The following is a 16,768-nucleotide window of genomic DNA, read 5'->3' as shown; positions in this document are numbered from 1 at the left end:
ATCAGGGGATATCGAAATCAATTAGCTCAACATCTACATTATTTTGTTTTTTCTCATTAGGAGTACGAGAAGTTCCAATAACCTTAAAGCCCTGTGCAATGAGTTTGGGGGCGAGCGCTTTTGCGGTGTAACCAAAGCCAAAAATGAAAAAACAAGGCCTCATGGGCTATTCTTTTTTTTAATTGATTGTAATAGTCGAAGGCTATTGAAAGTGATTCGCTAAGAATAATCTCTACTTGCAGAAACCTCACGATTATATGACAGGCCTGTCGTCAGGCACACCTTGTTATAGTAAATCGCAAGTTTTGAATAAACCGTTGATTTCCCTTGTGCAGCAAATCAATTACTTGGTCTAGGGTTATATTATGCTGATCACTTTTACTAATGGTTTTCGTAAATGTTCGAATAACAATAATTTAATTATTTACCTTGTTTTTTGAAGTCATATCAATTTTAAAATGATGGATATGAGATCGGTAATACATCTACCTTTATAAAAAATACAACGTCTATGGTAGTTAGTAAAAACGATTTTAACTAAAAGTCTTAATCTAGTCCAAAAACAGTCCCAATGTACACACCAAGTCAATAGGGTGCAAGTTCCAGAGTGCTAGGCTAAAGAATAATAAGTAAAAAAATTGACCACATTTGGTTATTGACAGCATTTTTGATAGGTTACAAAATATTTTTCGTGATCTAGGGTATTTCCCTTTTTAGATGTTTTGTCTTTTTAATGCTGGTTATGCAAGGTTCCTAGGCTAATGTAATTTGGTGGAGATATATCGATGGCTAAACAACTGTTTATATATTTTACTTCTTTTTTTATATTCTTATTTCTTGCTTTTCCAGGGTATAGTTTAGATATAAATACCCTTCTTCCTGATGAACAAAATACAGTAAAAGTTTTTCATGAGGCGTCCCCTAAAGTAGTTTATGTGCACAGATTGGCAACAGTCACCAATCTTTCTCTTGAGAAAATGCAAGTTAAAGATGGAGCTGGTTCTGGAATTATCTGGAATAACAGCGGATATATTGTCACAAATTATCACGTTATTAACGGAGCGGATAAGTTGGCAATTACTTTGGGCAAAATGACAGTTCCAGCGAAAGTGGTGGGAGTAGAGCCTCGTAAAGATATTGCGGTTTTAAAGATCGAGGCACTGGAAGCATTGTCTTTATTAAAACAATTTACACCCTTTCGAATAGTACATCTTAATGATCTAATAGTGGGGCAAAAGGCGATTGCAATTGGCAATCCATATGGCTTGGATCATAGTTTATCCAAAGGGGTGATTTCTGCTTTGAATAGAAAAGTACCAGGGATCGGTGGTGTGACGATACGGAATATGATTCAAACAGATACTCCAATTAACCCTGGCAATTCAGGTGGCCCCTTATTAAACAGTGCTGGGCAATTGATTGGGATGAACACCATGATTTATTCTCCTTCAGGCTCATCTGCTGGAGTTGGTTTTGCTGTTCCTGCTGATGATATTGAAAGAATCGTAACGCAAATTATTGAAAATGGACGAGTAGTATTGTCAGGAATAGGAATTCGAAGAATCCCATCTGCTATTGCACGTCAATTAGGTATACATAAAGGAATTTTGATTGCAGATGTTTTACCTAATACCCCAGCTGCTCAAGCACATTTAAGGGGAACTCATCGAGACGCTTGGGGACGAATAGTATTAGGCGATATTATTGTAGCGCTTAATGGTCACGCAGTTCGTAATTATGATGTTTTATATAATATGCTTACGGAAATAAGTGTAGGCGACCAAGTGACGGTTACTATTGTACGTGGTAATAAGCAAATGGATATGCAAATGAAAACTATAGATATAGCTGGAGCTTAGACGGCATACGTCCAGGTTTATTACAAAGCTTAGAAGTGGGGCAAAAGCGAAATGATAAACATATTTAAATTTATTCTAATTAATTAAATATTATCTTATTCGCTTTTGCCTTACTTCTATAATTCAACCCCTTAGTTTGACACTCTTGATTTTTTAAAAATAATCACCATTTTTAGTCTATCAACGACAAATTAAGGAGATGCTATGAATAATTTACGCAGAACATTCCCTATGGCTCGTGACATTAGTAGCTTACTGGAGCAATTTTTAAATCCTCAGCTACAGGACGATGCTTCCTTTATCGAAACAGGAACCTGGGTCCCTCTTGTTGATATTAAAGAAGAGAAAGAACGCTTCCTAGTTATTGCAGATATCCCTGGAGTAAAAAAAGAAGATGTAGATATCTCACTAGAGCAACATGTTTTGACATTAAAAGGAATTCGCCAATTCGATAAAACAGAACATCAAAACGGCTATACACGAAGGGAGCGAGCTCACGGGCAGTTTTATCGCCGCTTTAGCCTTCCACAAACAGCTGATGATGCAAAAATTACTGCTCGTTATGCTCATGGCGTATTGGAAATTTCAATACCTAAAAAAGAAGCAGCAACCCAGAAAAAAATAGATATCTCAGTTGAAGACTAACTCGATATAAATATTATAATGAACAATTTCGGAGCTTTATCTCCGAAATTGTCTAAATATATAAAATCCAACTCCAATATCTTGAGAATAACTGATTGAAATAGATTTCAGTGAGAGAAAAAACTCATTCTGTGCCTATTTTATAGTCTGAAATTTAGAAAATTATAAAGTTAGAGTGAAGTGTTCGATACTGCTCTCATAATTGGAAAGGAGCTAAAAAACTTTACTTTTGGTACCTTTATGGTGCCGCAAGAGAAAATTAATTGAATATTTTATTATAAATCAATAACTTATGGTGGAGACGGCGGGAGTTGAACCCGCTACCATGATTTTTTAGCTTTTTATGAAAGATTATCAAAGACCACGAGAGACTATATAAAATATGATCTAAACAAAGATCTTGGAATTACCTCTTGGTTGTCTTTCATTGTCTTTTATTGGCGGTAAATAAACCCGCAAAAACTGGCTGGTATCTAAGTAAGTATTAAAAATAATAGGTGGTTAATATTTTTTAGTAAATACATATAGTACTAATTTATTAAGAAATATAGATAGGTTTCAGCATTTCTTTTATTTGAACTTCTCGATACAATTTTCTGCGAATTACATTCTGAATTTGCGACAATCGTCTGTGATTAAATAAAGCTCAGTTGTTTAGTCTATAGCCTACGAGAATAGAGGCTAGCAGTTTGTTAAGGTAAAACAAAAGCATTCTCAGTATGATTCAGACACTCTAACGAATAAGGAAGAAACAATGAAATCTATTTTTAAATTAATAGGGATAGCAATCTATTTGGGATGCATTAGCGTTGCGTGGGCTACTGATCATTTTTGCCCTAGCGGCACAGTAAATACAAACCAAAGTTATTCTTCCCAGCAAGAGTGTTTTGGCTCTAATAACGAAACAATTCATACAACCTGTCAGGATTTTTGTAACAGCAAAGGAAATGGTTGGTATTTCACGGCTGGGAAAGGGGAGTATTGCTCTGGAACTTATCCTTCCTATGCGTATTGTGTTTGTCAAAATGATTGCGCAAGTTCGACTTGCCCAACTCAGTGGAACTCCTGTCCTCCAAATTTACCGGTTTGTCCTCAATCTGGGCGCTCTATAAATGTGACGGCATGGAGCTCTCATGCAACTACTTCTTCATGTGAAGCACATTGTATTGGAACCGATTTTTCTTATATTTCTGGCTGTAAAAGCCAAGGATGTTATGTTGCATCGAATGCTAATTTCCCAGTTCAACCTTGCGTGTTAGATGAAGGAAGTTATGATGTAAAATGTTATTGTGGTGAACTTGAAACAAATGCTCCCTAAGCATTCTGATGGTTAATTTAAGGTCTTGTTGATTTAGATGAGCAAGAGTTGCACCTCAATAATCTAATAGGTCACCCCCATCCCGAATTCCCGCGGCTAAGCCACGGGAATTCGATACTGGAATGAGAGGTTAACCTATTACTCAATGATGAGTGCTATTATTGAGGGAGTGTGGTGAACTAAGAGCGAAAAGCTCACCTGCTAAGATAAGGTTATATAACTATTGTCGGATGGTTCCATTCTTTCTATTCTTGCTTGTCCATGTATCTTATCCGTTTCAAGTTTGTGTATAGTAATATCAATTACAGCCATACAAACTTCTTTTGCAACCTTTTTGAAAGTCTCCGTTTTATTTTCGCAATCAAGTCTGTTTATATTCGCTTCATAGAGTACTTGGAACATCTGCTGATTACCGTTAATAATTGCACGTAATGCATCAAGGCTTATGGCTAACTGTTCGAGAGAGGGGTTTCTCCGCTTTATACTATAAAATCTAATTGGATTAGTTACTTGTTGTAAATATTCAAGTTCTTGAAAAGGTAGTTTCAGTTGCTCGAGAAAATTTATGCAAGTAGAGGGAAATTTTTGATATACCTCATAAATTGCTTTTATGTTGTCAGAGATAGATGTAAACACATCTTCAAATACTTCACGGCCATAGTTGTTATAGCTTTCGTTGAATAGTGTTAACAAAGGATCGCTATTAACTAGTTCTGTACTGTTTTTCATATAAATTCCCTATCAATTTAATTCGAAAATTATACAGAGAATTTATTTTTTAATCAAATGGCCCTAAACTGGCTATAGTTACTCCTTTCTCGGAGTATTTTCTAGCCAGTTTCCAATTTCTATTTGGAGCTTTGGGGAGCGATTTTACTAATTTCAGCAAGATCATCTTCAGTCACAGGTGTTACAGGTTTTTCTTGTTTAAAGAAGCGAGGGGCTGGATAATTAATTTTTTGTGTAGCAGGAATATTTTTATCTGTTCGCTTATCTTTCTCAAACTCATAAATGAAATGTGATTGCACCTGAATACTCGTTTCTGTTTCTAAATGCTCTTTTAATTCATCTTTCTTTGTTGGAGATAACATATTCACTATTGTTTCTGGCAATATTTCCAGGGGTTGCGAAAGATCATCAGCAAATTTTAAATTATTGAGCATTTCCCATTTATTAGGATCATCGATTTCAAGGTTTTGGTCAAAGCTCATTGCTAATTGTTGGTTTAAAGCAACTAAGCTAGCCTGGGCTATTTTTAATACCACAGCTTGGCGATTTGGTGGAAGATTAGTAAATAATGAAACCATTTGATTAACATAAGATGCATTTTTAGAATTATGAATAATTTCAACGCTTCTTCTTTCCAGAAACTCTATCAGTTTAATTTCATCAACGGATTCACATAACATTAATTTTAAGTATTCAACATCACCGTAGGCACTTTCCTTAACATTGGGATTAGGAAAAAATTCGCCGAGACTACCATCTTTATGAACCTCTCTTGCTCCAATAATCCTCTCTGGCGATAGATAAGGAAGCATATATTCCATTGCAGCTTCCGCATTACTTCGATCAATCCCCATGCTTTGATCTACTTTTCCATCATATCCAACACCGAAAGTAATATGGCGAGCGATCGACGCTGCTTCATCACAGGCATAGATATAAATTAAACCTTCTTGCATTCCATAACTTGCAGCAAAATCATAGGCTGCACAAAATTTTAAATTTGCAGAAGTTGAAGTGATACCTCCTGACCAGCCCACTTTCTCGCCACTGTTGGCATAAATATCATTGACATAAGGCTTGCTTATTACCCCACTCTGAAACGCCCAGATACTAACAAATTGAGGTGCTAATCCTTCTTTAAAAGTGACTTCAGGTTTTCCATAGTCACCATCTGGTCTTATTGTCCTAAATTGCATTTGACCATTTCTATCAACGAATTTTGCATTATATTGCGGGTCTTCTAAGGATTTTTTTATAAAATCAATCCTCGCTGCCCTAAAAGCAGGAGATCTTACCATTAGCGAATTAGCGAGGGTATTGACTACGTTTTTTGATTCTTTAATGAATTGTTGTTTAGCTAAAATTTCTTTCGGGTGCTCGACTTTTTCACCCGCTTTTTTTCGATTATTAATATCTGCTGCTTCACTAGAGGCAAAATAGCTGTTAACTGCCATTTCATCTTCATCATATTTTTTGGGATTACCACTTGCGAGGCGAATTGCCTCTTTAGCATCTAATTCGGCACCAGAAAAATCAGAGTTTAACTTGCTTCCAGCAGATAAGATTTTCTCCTCCGCTTTTTTTAGCTTCATTTGATAATCATTTAATTCGCTAATCAGTTTATTGAATTCCCTGTGCTCATGGAGATTAGCTGTCCCTTTACTGATCCAATTTTGTATTTGCTCAGGGTTTTCACATATGATTAACAGCCCTTCATTACGAAGGCTGATTAGCTCTTCTATGCTATGACTTTCTTCATAGGTTTTATGCATTAGCTTAACTAATTTTACTCGATCTTCGTAAGATAAATTTTTCATAATTAAACTCTTTATATTTGCGGTGATAATAAGTCTATACAGAATTAATTAATGAAATATTAATTGTTTATTATGGAAATATTATCCAAGGGACAATTTTTAAGTATATTCATCTATCTGACAATGATATGAGATTTCCGCATATGACATATTGAGAAAAGTGACCTGTATTTCAACTAGGCAGTCTTTTCGAAGTGATGCAGTTAATAACACAACGGAGAATAGAGGCTCATGTTTTCCCGCTTTTGAACTTCTTAAGGGCTAAAGAAGACAGTTTTCTTATAGCGGATATCTACGGTAATTTACTTGCTGGAATCTCCTTCAGCGCACTCTGGTTTAAAAGCATAATGCCCCATTCAGGCATTTCACTGCGAGTCTCCTTGTTCAAGCGCGAGAAGCCTTTTTTTTATGTTCAGACCGCCGAAGTAACCGCCTAGTGTTCCATCACTTGGGTTCTGTCGCGAAAAATTTTCAGAATCAGGTTAGAGGCAGGCTGGACGAGTTTATGCAGTAAGCCCATAGAACTGTTCAAAAATAGATTGATTTCCTGCCTGAAGATGCTGTCCTTTTCGGAGCATATGGTGAAGCTCAATACCTGCCAGCGTCGCTTGAGCTGAATGAAAAGCCTTGAATCCCTTCATGGGTTTTGCGATTTTCTTGATAAACCGATGATCCTGTTCCACGATATTGTTGAGGTACTTGATTTGTCTCACATCAATCTGAAGGAACACACCACCCATCAAGAACAGGAAAGCCAGCTTACAGTTGATGATATCAATACCCGCTTTATTGGCGCCGCTTTTGTCCATTGTTACCTTCTCTGGAACACCATTTGAACCAATAGCTTTGCTGAAAAATGCCTGTGCTGCAGGCTCATCCCTTATTTCAGAAAGCATGAAGTCAATGGTATGGCCTTCCTTATCAACTGCACGATACAAGTATATCCATTGCCCTTTTATCTTGATATACGTCTCATCCATCCTCCAGGAAATCCCTGTCGCATGCTTGTGGCGTTTGCGAAAGACTTCCTCCAGAAGAGGGGAATACTCAACTACCCAGCGATTAATGGTCGAATGGTCAACTTTTAGTCTGAGCTCCATTGCAACCTCTTCAATATCTCGGTAGCTCAGGGAGTAGGCTAGGTACCACCTGACCAACATCAATATCATATCCTGCTTGAAATGTTTCCATTTGAAATTGGGCATTATCAAAAATCCAAAAAATTTCAATAAGCTAACAGAGCATAAAATTTTTTGCGACAGAACCCTGGTTAGTTAGATTGACTTGTATTTAGAACATATTTTCAACAATTTGAATATTTTTAGCTGTTCATCTACTCTTAATAGAGATTCTCATCTATTTTACTAATGGAGATAGAAATGGATAAGAAAAGTCTAATTATTGCAACTGCTGCTGCAGCATTCTTCACCTCAGGTCTTTACGCTTCTTCCGGTTGGGGTGGTGGCTATGGAAGTACTCCGAAAAATTCTGGAGGCGCTAATTCGGGTTATGGTGGTTCTAACTCCGGTTCAGGAGGATCGAATTCGGGTTATGGAGGCTCTAACTCCGGTTCAGGGGGATCTAATTCGGGTTATGGAGGCTCTAACTCCGGTTCAGGGGGATCTAATTCGGGTTATGGGGGCTCTAACTCCGGTTCAGGGGGATCTAATTCAGGCTACGGTGGCTCAGGTTCTGATTCTGGGTATGGCGACTCTAATGGCTCAAAAAATTCTTGCAAGAGCTATAACAACTGCAAGAGTAAAAACAGTTGTAAGAGTTATAACAATTGTAAGAGCAAAAACAATTGCAAGAGTTACAACAACTGCAAGAGTAAAAACAGCTGCAAGAGTTACAACAACTGCAAGAGTTACAACAACTGCAAGAGTTACAACAACTGCAAGAGTAAAAACAGCTGTAAGAGTTATAACAACTGCAAAAGCTACAATAACTGCAAAAGCAAAAACAATTGTAAGAGTTATAATAACTGTAAAAGCAAAAACAGCTGCAAAAGCTCTGGTGGTAATTCATACTAATCCCTTAACCACGGATGTCCGCCTAGGACATCCTTTTTTCATATCATTTAACCCGTGAGAAATTAAAATAAATGGAAGACACCAGGGATAAAGAAAAAATACCCATCCTTAGGTATGGGACTTGGTCTAAGAGTAGAGCATTACCAACATATTTTAGAACATTTACCTGCAGTTGATTGGTTTGAAATTCTTACGAGAGTATTTATCTAACTGTGTCAGCTCAGAAAATTTAACTTAACTCCCAGTTCAAATGGGTTTTGCCGCAAAATTTTTTTGATTTTGATAGAGTCTCTTGTTTTTCAGGTGTCTCAGCCAATGCTCAAATTTAAGTGGAAACATTTTAAACAGGATATTATTTTGATGCTGGTGAGATGGTACCTTGCCTATGCGTTGAGTTACCGTGATGTTGAAGAGTTGGTACTGGAACGCCGCCTGAAAGTAGATCATTCCACTATTAATCGCTGGGTAATTGAATATGCCCCTCAGCTGGAAGAAATATTTCGTAAACGACACAAGCGTCCTGTAGGAACTTCCTGGCGTATGGACGAGACTTACATAAGAATAAAGGGGCAGTGGGTTTATCTGTCCGGACACCAACTTTATGCTGCTAACTGAAATTCATCCGGTGTCTGATATCCCAGAGTAGAATGTAGTCGCTGCCGATTATAAAACACCTCAATGTAATCGAATACAAGTAATTGAGTTTCTGCTCTGGTTTTAAATATCTCCCCATAAAGCAATTCAGTTTTCAAGGTGTGATAGAAGCTTTCCATCACCTCATTATCGTAGCAATTGCCCTTACCGCTCATCGAGCTGATAAGGCCATGTTGTTTCAAAAGAGTTTGATAGGTATCACTACGCCCCCCTGTCTGAATGATGAATCACACCCTTGGGTGGTTTGCTGCGCGTGATTGCCATAATTAGAGCATCCTCAATGAGTTGGCTAACCAGCCGCGTCCCCATAGCCCAACCAACGATCTTTCTATTGTATAAATCAATTACAGTCGCTAAATACAGCCATCCTTCATTGGTTTGGATATATGTGATATCAGATGCCCAGGCTTTATTTAAACAGAGGGGTCTAAACTGTCTGCCTAAAATATTTTAGGCTTCTTGTTTACGTTGGCTTGGTATTTTCTTAGACCAGGCATAATAGGCGCCTTGATACACCTAAAATGAGGCAAAGGCGTTTGGTGGTGTGGAAAACCGACTGTTCTTTAATCATCGCGTAGATCGCTGGCTTTCCTTGGCGAAAAACGCGGCTGCTTTTTTTAGTATTTCACGCTCCTCCTCTAGCTCAGCAATACGTGCTTTCAGGCGTCTCAACTCTAGTTCTTTCTCATCATGCTTGGGCTGATTAGGGAACGCATTTTCTTGTTTCTTATGTAACTGTTTTCGCCAGTTATATAGATTGTTTTCAGCAACCCCCAGTTCCTTAGCTACTTGCCTTACTGACTTATTTCCTTGCTCAAGAAGCTCTACTGCTTTTATTTTAAATTCTTTTGTGTAGTTATTGTTGCTCATCATTACTCCTAGTTTCTGGGATTATACCCATTAAACAAGGTGTCCGGTAAATGGAGGGAGGTTCACATATTGTACTAGCTGACAAAAAAGACACAATGATTTTGATAGAGCACAGTCACCTATAACCAAGGTTTTCTAAAATTTGTTACATAGACGGTGTGCTATTATCTTCAAGGCTAATACCTAGTTCTAGCTCAGAATCGGCAATCATGTTCTCTAAAGCGTTCTTTGCATCTGGAGTTGGTGCTTGCCAAGTCTGCGCTTTATCTAAAATTGCATATTCCTTGCTGCCTTTTATTTCTGAGATTACAGCCCTTAAATCGTCTTCATTACTACAACTTTCAAGTTTATGTTTAAAATCAAGTAAAATTTTTCTTTTCAATACATCACCTTTCAAATGCTCATACTTCGGATCATTACTTTTAGCTGGGGCTAAATGAAGTCTGGAATGGCCATCTTTACCGTAGGGATAATATGAATCCATATCTTTGAGGGAGAAAAATTTTGGGCTCGCTGAAACTGGCTGCAGGTCATTAGAATCTAGAAGAGGCTTCTTCGGGGCAAAATTTGCAATATTCAAACTAAAATTCGTTTCTTCATTTTGTTGAAAATGATGTCTGGAATGGTCATCTTTGCCATCGGTATAATATAAATCCTCAACTTTGGGCATGGAATAGCTTTGACTCATTGAAACAGTCTGCGGGTCAACTAAAAGAGACCTCTTAGGGGCAAAACTTAGAATATTAGAACTAAAATTTATTGTTTCACTTTGTTGAAAATGAAGTTTAGAGTGGTCATCCATGCTATAAGGATAATATAAAACATCCTCTTTAAGGGTGGAATAGTTTTGACTCACTGACACAGAGCGTTGGTCATTATCGTCTGAAAGGGGCTTCTTGGACGCAAAGTTTGCAATGTTCAAATTAAAATTTATTTTTTCATTTTGTTGTATTTGGCTAGTCTCTTGAACCAAAGCTTCTGTTTCTTCTTTGCTCTCTTCTAGTTGATCATCATTAAATTCTATAGTTGTTGTTCTCCCCGATTTTTGTATATTCTCATCCTGTTTTTGGCGAAGTTTATCCATCATTGTAATAATTTGGGGAGCCATATTATTATCAACAGCATACTGCCATGTTTTCTGACCATCCTCATTATTAAGATCAATCCTTGGGTTTTCTAAAAGCATTTTTATAATTTCTGGATCTCTATTTAAGAAAATAGCTTCGTAGAGTACTGTATCTCCATCCGGAGATTTAATATTAGGATCAACCCTTGGATTATCCAAAACCAGTTTTATAACTTCCGGATTTTTATTTATAAAAATGGCATCGTATAGTGGTATATATCCATCAGCAGATTTCACATTAGGATCAACCCTTGGATCATCCAAGAGCATTTTTATAACCTTCGGGTTATTATTCGTAATAGCATCATAGAGAGGCGTATTTCCACCCGGCCCTTTTACATTAGGATCAATCCGCGGATCATCCAGAAGTATTTTTATAATTTCTGGGTTTTTATTCATAGCGATAGCATAATGCAGCGGTGTCTTTCCCTGGAGCAAAGGTTTATTTGGATCAACGGCTTTTTGCAGTAATTCCTTCAGCGTTTCTATTTGATTAGATTTAATTAGCATGAGGATTAAATTGACGCCATCGCTATCCATTATAAGAGGTGTGTTATTATCTATTTGATGCGCTACTTTCCATTGCTCTCCTTGCATCCAATTCTCAACAATCGGTATTAATGCCTCACTACCTGATTGGGTAGAAAACACTTCTGTACTAAAAACCGCAATTCCGTTGTCTGACAACGCCTTGACAACATTTTCTGCGCTAAAGGCTTTAGCTATTCCATTCGGGTCAACCAAAAACCATTTTTGTTTCTTGGGATCAAAGCTAACTACTATGCTATGGTTGGAGCTACCCAAGGAAAGCGTAAGGTTCTTTTCAAGAGGTGGTTTTGTGTTGTTGATAGCTTCCTGCAATCCTGCAAAATAGCTGTTTATTTTTTGATTATCATAGGCTCCGCAAAAAGCAGCAAGTTTAACCACGCCTCCTTGTTCTTCCATTATTTGTGATTGGACAATAGGTGCGGTAGCTAAGACATCTTGTGTTGTTCTTTTGTCAAATAGTTGAGCCTCTTCTTGAGGGGCAAAGTAGAGGGCGATTCCTTCAAATAAGGTTCGAGTATCAAGCAGCAGTAACTCATCTTTAGAAAAGTTCTCTTGTATTTTCTTTTCAAGAAAAGCTGAGAAAAGAAAATTACCTGTTTTTTCTGCTAGGTAATTTTCTGCTTCAACCTCTGATTTCCCGTTTCTATGTTTCCACTGATTGACTTCTTTTCTGATGCGTTCAATTGTTTCCTTATTTTCGTTTTTAAGAGCCGTTTTTTCCTCTTCACTTAATTGCTTATAATCTATCCGTGATTGACTGGTTAATGTACTTCTTTTAGCCTCTAAACCAGTTATTTTTTCATTGAAACTCTCTACTGGAAGAGCAGAAATTAACTGCATACGGCGATAAAAATTGTCATAGTCATTTGCCATAAAAGCTTGCATAGCCATATGTGATATGCCAAAACATACGCCTCTCTCAGAGACTCTCCCCTCATATCCGCCTGGAGTTTTACCTATTAAAGAAGCACTTATTTGAAGGGTTGCACTGTCTGCTACTGTCAATGAGCCAGAGGTAGCTGATATCGTTGCAATTAAAGCAGTATATTTTTCACTATTTTCAGTGGTTTTCTGAATTTTTTGAATGGTTTCCTTCTTTTGATCAACATAATAAAGTTCGTGATTAAATAAAATAACACCATCTTTTCCCTCTAATTCAGCGGAAATTTTTTTAAAAGAGGATTGTTGTGGTTCTTCTGAGCGCATTAATAAAGCGCATTCGCCTAAAGCTGAGGCACGGCTTATAAGATGCCCTTGCCATGACCAGTTAACCGGAAGATCCAAATCCTCTTGATTGAGTGGATCCTGACGGCTTTTTATGAGCGTGATTATTTCAGGATCGCCTGATGTAATAGCATAATTAAGTAAGGTATTGCCCTCGTCATCCACCTTACCAACATCCACTTCTGGATGACTAATTAGCTGCTTAATGCGATCAAGATCATAAGTTCGAATGGCTTTTTTTAATTCAGTTTCTAATCGACTTATAAACCAATTTCTATCGACAACAAGACTGGGAGTCTGTGCTCCTATAGCATAGGTGATTTGAGTTGGAATTATTAAATTAATGGTCCCATCTGGATTCACCTCACCGCGTTCTATTGAAAGATTGTAATCACCAAATGCTTTTTCTATCTGATCAATATAGGCAAGGGCTTCTTCTGGTTTAACGGGGCATCGTAAACTCCATCCTTGCCCTTTGACTCTGCTCCATTTTTTGCCAAGCTCAAGCTTATCTAAGAGGTTCATTGCTCTAACTGCATCAGCAATTCCAGCTTCCTTTAGAGCTATCACAGGTTCAACTTTGCTTTTCATTTCGCGACAAATTTGATAATAATATAAAATATAGTCTAGTTAAGATGATAATGCTTCACTATCAACCATCAGACTCTCCCTCTATTTTATCAATACCCTCAGATGAGCTCTTGCGCCAGAACGTAGCCAATTTCATTCAAGGCTTGTTAATAGCAAAACCTATCGTCTTTATTTCAAGTAGATAAATGAAACACCTACCTTAAACCAGTCGATGCTCTTGATATTCATAAGCCAATCTGGTTTTCATTTGGCAAATAATATTTTCGATATCAAAGTTGGGGATTCAAGGGTAGTTACAAATAGATTAGAGGTTTTTCTGAAAGTAACTACACAGTAATCGATTAATTAATCTAACCCAGCTTTATAAAATAACGGCTCTAGGGTTCTTTGAATAGGGTAGATTTCATTAAATTCTGATAGCTTGGGCAAAGGATCTAAAAACAACCTGTTATCGCGAATTTCCTTAATGTTGCTACCAATGGTTTGACAAATACTATCCAAAGGTAAATGGCTTAAGTTATTTTCAGAAAATGGATTTTGTAATTCAAAACCAATCTGGTCCAGGGAAAAAAGTGCATAAGAAACGATCCCAGCAATTAATAAGGGACTGAAAAACAAAGCAACGTTTGCTAAAGCAAAGGGTAGCATTAATAAAAAAAATAAAATAAAGCGTCTTGATTTTATAGCCATAACAAAGGGCATTGGTGTTTTTAGAATTCGTTCACATGCACCCTGAGCATCAATAATGTGCTGTATTTGCGTTTGCGCATGGTGAAATGCAAAGGAGTCAAGACCATGACTAGCCCGCGCAACTTGCAACTCACGTGAAATCATTGTAGCTAACATAAGCGGACGATTTTTTACTTTGTTTAATTGCTGAATACTATCCATATCAATAAGATGTAAAAGATATTGAATGTTTGTATGTTCTCTTAAACTATCTTTCATCAGATAGGGCAAAGCAGAAATCATATTGGTCACTTTAACTATCCAATCCTGCGATTCTTTACTTGTGCAATTAACTAAAATAATCGCCAAATTCCTGCTTTGATTAACCACATTCCCCCATAGTTTTCTTGCTTCCCACCACCGGTCATAACCAGCATTTACTCTAAAAACAAGGACTAAGCCTAAAACTAATCCTCCATATTCGAACGGGCCTATAGGTAGAATGGCTGATGGAAAAAAGTAGCATAAATAAAATACAAGACTAGTATAAAGAACTATCAAACAAACTCTTTTCATTACTTTTGGGGTGACTGAACCTTTTAATGCCAAGGCGCTTTTGAAAAAACTCTGGTATTCAGGCTGGTTTGTCAAACTATAATTTAGGCTCATAATAATTTAAATGTATAGAATTAAAAATCTTCTTTTTAATAAATTCAATGAACCGATTTTGGAGCCTAGGCTCTAAAATCAGCTCATTTCAGACAAGTGGTTATTATCTCTATTCCACAGAAATTTCTATTTTTTTCTGAGCTAGTGCATCTTTTTTGGGAATCGAGATTTCTAATACTCCATGCGCATATCGCGCAGTAATTTTTGCATCATCGGCTGTTTGAGGAAGGCTAAAGCGACGATAAAACTGCCCTTGAACCCGCTCTTTTCTCGTATAGCCATTTTGCTGATCTGTTTTATCAAAATATCGAAATCCTTTTAATGTCAGAACATGTTGCTCTAAAGAAATATCAAAATCTTCTTTTTTAACGCCAGGGATATCAGCAATAACTAGGAAGCGATCTTTTTCTTCTTTGATATCCACAAGAGGCACCCAAGTTCCAGTTTCAATTAGTGAAGCATCCTCCTGTGACTGAGGATTAAAAAAATGCTCCAGTAAACTACTCATATCACGAATGATGGGGTATGGTTTTCGTAAATTACTCATAGCATCTCCTTAGTGATTTTTAATATAGGGCTTTGCCTTAAATTTAATTAAGCAAATATCTTGCTCGTAAAAACCAACTGACTTTTATGACTCGAAAATCAGATTTCAACAAACCTAAAAATGGAGTTCATTTTCCAAAATTCAAGAGGATCAAATTAATTTTATGCCTTTGCTCCTCTAATTACTGATAATAAAAATAATTCCCAGTTTAAAAAAATTTATCCCTTCTTTTTAAAGGTAATAATTAGGTTTGAATCATTATCTTTTAGATCCATTGAGTTTGAATCATAATCATCAGGAAAAGGGAAAGACTGACTGTAGTTACTTTGCGAAAAACTGATGTTTTTATTCTTACCCTCATTACTGACAGTTTTCTGACTTGTATGAGTGTTTATAATTAACAGCCCCTCTTTAATAGAAACATTCACTTTGCTATCAGTTCCTTGCTCTTTTTTAATCTTATAAATCAATTTGTTATTATGCTCTTCCATTTGAATTTCTTGGGTATTTTCCAATGTGCTCATCGACTTAGCTAAGCTCAATTGATTACTGTGGATTTGAGATAAATGCATTTGCATCATATGATCCATAGTTTGTTGTATTTTATTTAATTGATTAATTACAGGATCATCAAATGGCCCTGTAATTTGATGAGTGCTTTTTTGCACAAATTTATTATCTTCAGCATTAACTACAGACATCATTGCTGCGAGTATGAGCGCACAAGATAAAACTAGAATCAGCTCTTTTTTCATATCAGCCTCTTTCTTTATCATAGTAATTGGGTTCTAATTTTTGAAAATTTAGTGGCAAGGGCTTTTAGCCCTGCCTAGATGATGACTACGCCCTCAATTGGACATTACATCAACTGCCTCGAGTCATTGATTGTCTCATTTGTACCACGCAGATAATGCGAGTAACTCTTTTTGAAAAACACTTTCTTTTTATGATTTTTTTCTAATATTTGTTCGATTGCTAAAAAACCATCTCGAATAGCTATGAATAAATTAGGCTCTTGCTTTTTACTAATTAGCTGTTTCCCAGGAATAGTAATACTAATGCACACACAATAAAGTTTATCTTTGTGTGTATTATTTTTTGCTAATTCAATACTTACCCTACATTTCTTTATTTTACAGTAGGATCTTTTAAGTTTATTGAAATGCTTATTGATCTGGAAATTGATTCCTGAGGTTGTTGAAATACCACGAACGATTGTTTGAACGGTTGTCATAGTTTAAATCCTCTTAATTCTCAATTTTTAATAACAACTAAAAAATAACAAAAAATTAAGGTACCTTGTTTCTATTTCGAGTTCATAACATGATGAATTAATTGAAAAAACCTCCATAATGTTGAATGGTTTATTTAATATTAGGTTAAAAATATTTTTTTCAAGAGTATTTAAATATCTTTTTATAAAGGTGATTCACCAAAGTCAAAAACGATTTCTCATTCCCTTCTCTGA

13 protein-coding genes and 2 pseudogenes are annotated in these 16,768 nt (G+C 36.5%); 5 read left to right on the top strand and 10 right to left on the bottom strand.

What is annotated here, in order from left to right; genetic code table 11:
* Window position 1: 1 nt before the first annotated feature.
* Complete coding sequence (locus BN1094_RS20045) at window positions 2-163, bottom strand: hypothetical protein (RefSeq protein WP_245614148.1); 162 nt, start codon at window positions 161-163, stop codon at window positions 2-4.
* Window positions 164-785: 622 nt separating this feature from the next.
* Here BN1094_RS20045 and BN1094_RS03215 point away from each other — a divergent pair.
* The 3 genes from BN1094_RS03215 (at window position 786) to BN1094_RS03205 (ending at window position 3,822) form a co-directional block, all read left to right on the top strand.
* Window positions 786-1,859 carry a S1C family serine protease gene (locus tag BN1094_RS03215; protein WP_043872930.1) on the top strand — a complete coding sequence of 358 codons (1,074 nt, stop codon included), beginning with the start codon at window positions 786-788 and terminating at the stop codon, window positions 1,857-1,859.
* A 204-nt stretch (window positions 1,860-2,063) separates the two neighbouring features.
* On the top strand, window positions 2,064-2,504 hold the full coding sequence (locus BN1094_RS03210; RefSeq protein ID WP_043872929.1) for an Hsp20/alpha crystallin family protein: 441 nt from the start codon (window positions 2,064-2,066) through the stop codon (window positions 2,502-2,504).
* Window positions 2,505-3,258: 754 nt separating this feature from the next.
* Window positions 3,259-3,822 (top strand): hypothetical protein, encoded by a 564-nt coding sequence (locus BN1094_RS03205; RefSeq protein WP_043872928.1) that lies wholly within the window; start codon window positions 3,259-3,261, stop codon window positions 3,820-3,822.
* Window positions 3,823-4,023: 201 nt separating this feature from the next.
* Here BN1094_RS03205 and BN1094_RS03200 read toward each other — a convergent pair whose 3' ends face one another.
* The 3 genes from BN1094_RS03200 to BN1094_RS03185 form a co-directional block, all read right to left on the bottom strand.
* Window positions 4,024-4,551, bottom strand: a complete 528-nt coding sequence (locus BN1094_RS03200) for a hypothetical protein (RefSeq protein ID WP_043872927.1) — start codon at window positions 4,549-4,551, stop codon at window positions 4,024-4,026.
* A 119-nt stretch (window positions 4,552-4,670) separates the two neighbouring features.
* Window positions 4,671-6,368 carry a hypothetical protein gene (locus BN1094_RS03195; RefSeq protein WP_043872926.1) on the bottom strand — a complete coding sequence of 566 codons (1,698 nt, stop codon included), beginning with the start codon at window positions 6,366-6,368 and terminating at the stop codon, window positions 4,671-4,673.
* A gap of 503 nt (window positions 6,369-6,871) precedes the next feature.
* A complete protein-coding gene (locus BN1094_RS03185) occupies window positions 6,872-7,573 on the bottom strand; it encodes an IS6 family transposase (protein ID WP_043872924.1) in 702 nt (233 codons plus the stop codon).
* Window positions 7,574-7,835: 262 nt separating this feature from the next.
* Between BN1094_RS03185 and BN1094_RS19755 the strand changes: the two genes are divergently transcribed.
* Entirely contained in the window at window positions 7,836-8,459 is a 624-nt protein-coding gene (locus BN1094_RS19755) for a hypothetical protein (protein ID WP_052403109.1), read from the top strand.
* A 257-nt stretch (window positions 8,460-8,716) separates the two neighbouring features.
* Window positions 8,717-8,983 (top strand): annotated as a pseudogene (locus BN1094_RS03175) (IS6 family transposase); the annotation flags it as partial.
* A 17-nt stretch (window positions 8,984-9,000) separates the two neighbouring features.
* On the opposite strand, the pseudogene BN1094_RS19165 reads toward BN1094_RS03175, so the two are convergent.
* From BN1094_RS19165 to BN1094_RS03140, 6 genes and pseudogenes are all read right to left on the bottom strand, one after another.
* Window positions 9,001-9,925, bottom strand: a pseudogene (locus tag BN1094_RS19165) (IS3 family transposase).
* 145 nt (window positions 9,926-10,070) lie between these two features.
* Complete coding sequence (locus BN1094_RS18695) at window positions 10,071-13,415, bottom strand: ankyrin repeat domain-containing protein (protein WP_052403107.1); 3,345 nt, start codon at window positions 13,413-13,415, stop codon at window positions 10,071-10,073.
* Window positions 13,416-13,760: 345 nt separating this feature from the next.
* Entirely contained in the window at window positions 13,761-14,753 is a 993-nt protein-coding gene (locus BN1094_RS03155) for a bestrophin family protein (protein WP_081934965.1), read from the bottom strand.
* A 109-nt stretch (window positions 14,754-14,862) separates the two neighbouring features.
* The gene (locus BN1094_RS03150; protein ID WP_052403106.1) at window positions 14,863-15,300 is read right to left on the bottom strand and encodes an Hsp20/alpha crystallin family protein; all 438 of its coding nucleotides are present in this window, start codon (window positions 15,298-15,300) and stop codon (window positions 14,863-14,865) included.
* Between the two features lie 218 nt (window positions 15,301-15,518).
* A complete protein-coding gene (locus tag BN1094_RS03145) occupies window positions 15,519-16,055 on the bottom strand; it encodes an Hsp20/alpha crystallin family protein (protein WP_043872921.1) in 537 nt (178 codons plus the stop codon).
* Between the two features lie 104 nt (window positions 16,056-16,159).
* Window positions 16,160-16,534: an HPF/RaiA family ribosome-associated protein gene (locus tag BN1094_RS03140; RefSeq protein WP_043872920.1), complete on the bottom strand. Its 375-nt coding sequence runs from the start codon at window positions 16,532-16,534 to the stop codon at window positions 16,160-16,162.
* Window positions 16,535-16,768: the final 234 nt, after the last annotated feature.

This window comes from Legionella massiliensis (assembly GCF_000756815.1).
Lineage (GTDB): Bacteria > Pseudomonadota > Gammaproteobacteria > Legionellales > Legionellaceae > Tatlockia > Tatlockia massiliensis.
The sequence above is the reverse complement of the archived record's forward strand: the minus strand, read 5'-3'. Positions and strand labels throughout refer to the sequence as shown.

Excerpts from the sequence above, each read along its gene's own strand:
- BN1094_RS03195 (WP_043872926.1), bottom strand. The coding sequence starts at position 6,368 with ATGAAAAATTTATCTTACGAAGATCGAGTAAAATTAGTTAAGCTAATG.
- BN1094_RS03205 (WP_043872928.1), top strand. The coding sequence starts at position 3,259 with ATGAAATCTATTTTTAAATTAATAGGGATAGCAATCTATTTGGGATGC.
- BN1094_RS03210 (WP_043872929.1), top strand. The coding sequence starts at position 2,064 with ATGAATAATTTACGCAGAACATTCCCTATGGCTCGTGACATTAGTAGC.
- BN1094_RS03200 (WP_043872927.1), bottom strand. The coding sequence starts at position 4,551 with ATGAAAAACAGTACAGAACTAGTTAATAGCGATCCTTTGTTAACACTA.
- BN1094_RS03155 (WP_081934965.1), bottom strand. The coding sequence starts at position 14,753 with ATGAGCCTAAATTATAGTTTGACAAACCAGCCTGAATACCAGAGTTTT.
- BN1094_RS03185 (WP_043872924.1), bottom strand. The coding sequence starts at position 7,573 with ATGCCCAATTTCAAATGGAAACATTTCAAGCAGGATATGATATTGATG.
- BN1094_RS03140 (WP_043872920.1), bottom strand. The coding sequence starts at position 16,534 with ATGACAACCGTTCAAACAATCGTTCGTGGTATTTCAACAACCTCAGGA.
- BN1094_RS20045 (WP_245614148.1), bottom strand. The coding sequence starts at position 163 with ATGAGGCCTTGTTTTTTCATTTTTGGCTTTGGTTACACCGCAAAAGCG.
- BN1094_RS03215 (WP_043872930.1), top strand. The coding sequence starts at position 786 with ATGGCTAAACAACTGTTTATATATTTTACTTCTTTTTTTATATTCTTA.
- BN1094_RS03150 (WP_052403106.1), bottom strand. The coding sequence starts at position 15,300 with ATGAGTAATTTACGAAAACCATACCCCATCATTCGTGATATGAGTAGT.
- BN1094_RS03145 (WP_043872921.1), bottom strand. The coding sequence starts at position 16,055 with ATGAAAAAAGAGCTGATTCTAGTTTTATCTTGTGCGCTCATACTCGCA.
- BN1094_RS18695 (WP_052403107.1), bottom strand. The coding sequence starts at position 13,415 with ATGAAAAGCAAAGTTGAACCTGTGATAGCTCTAAAGGAAGCTGGAATT.
- BN1094_RS19755 (WP_052403109.1), top strand. The coding sequence starts at position 7,836 with ATGGAAGTACTCCGAAAAATTCTGGAGGCGCTAATTCGGGTTATGGTG.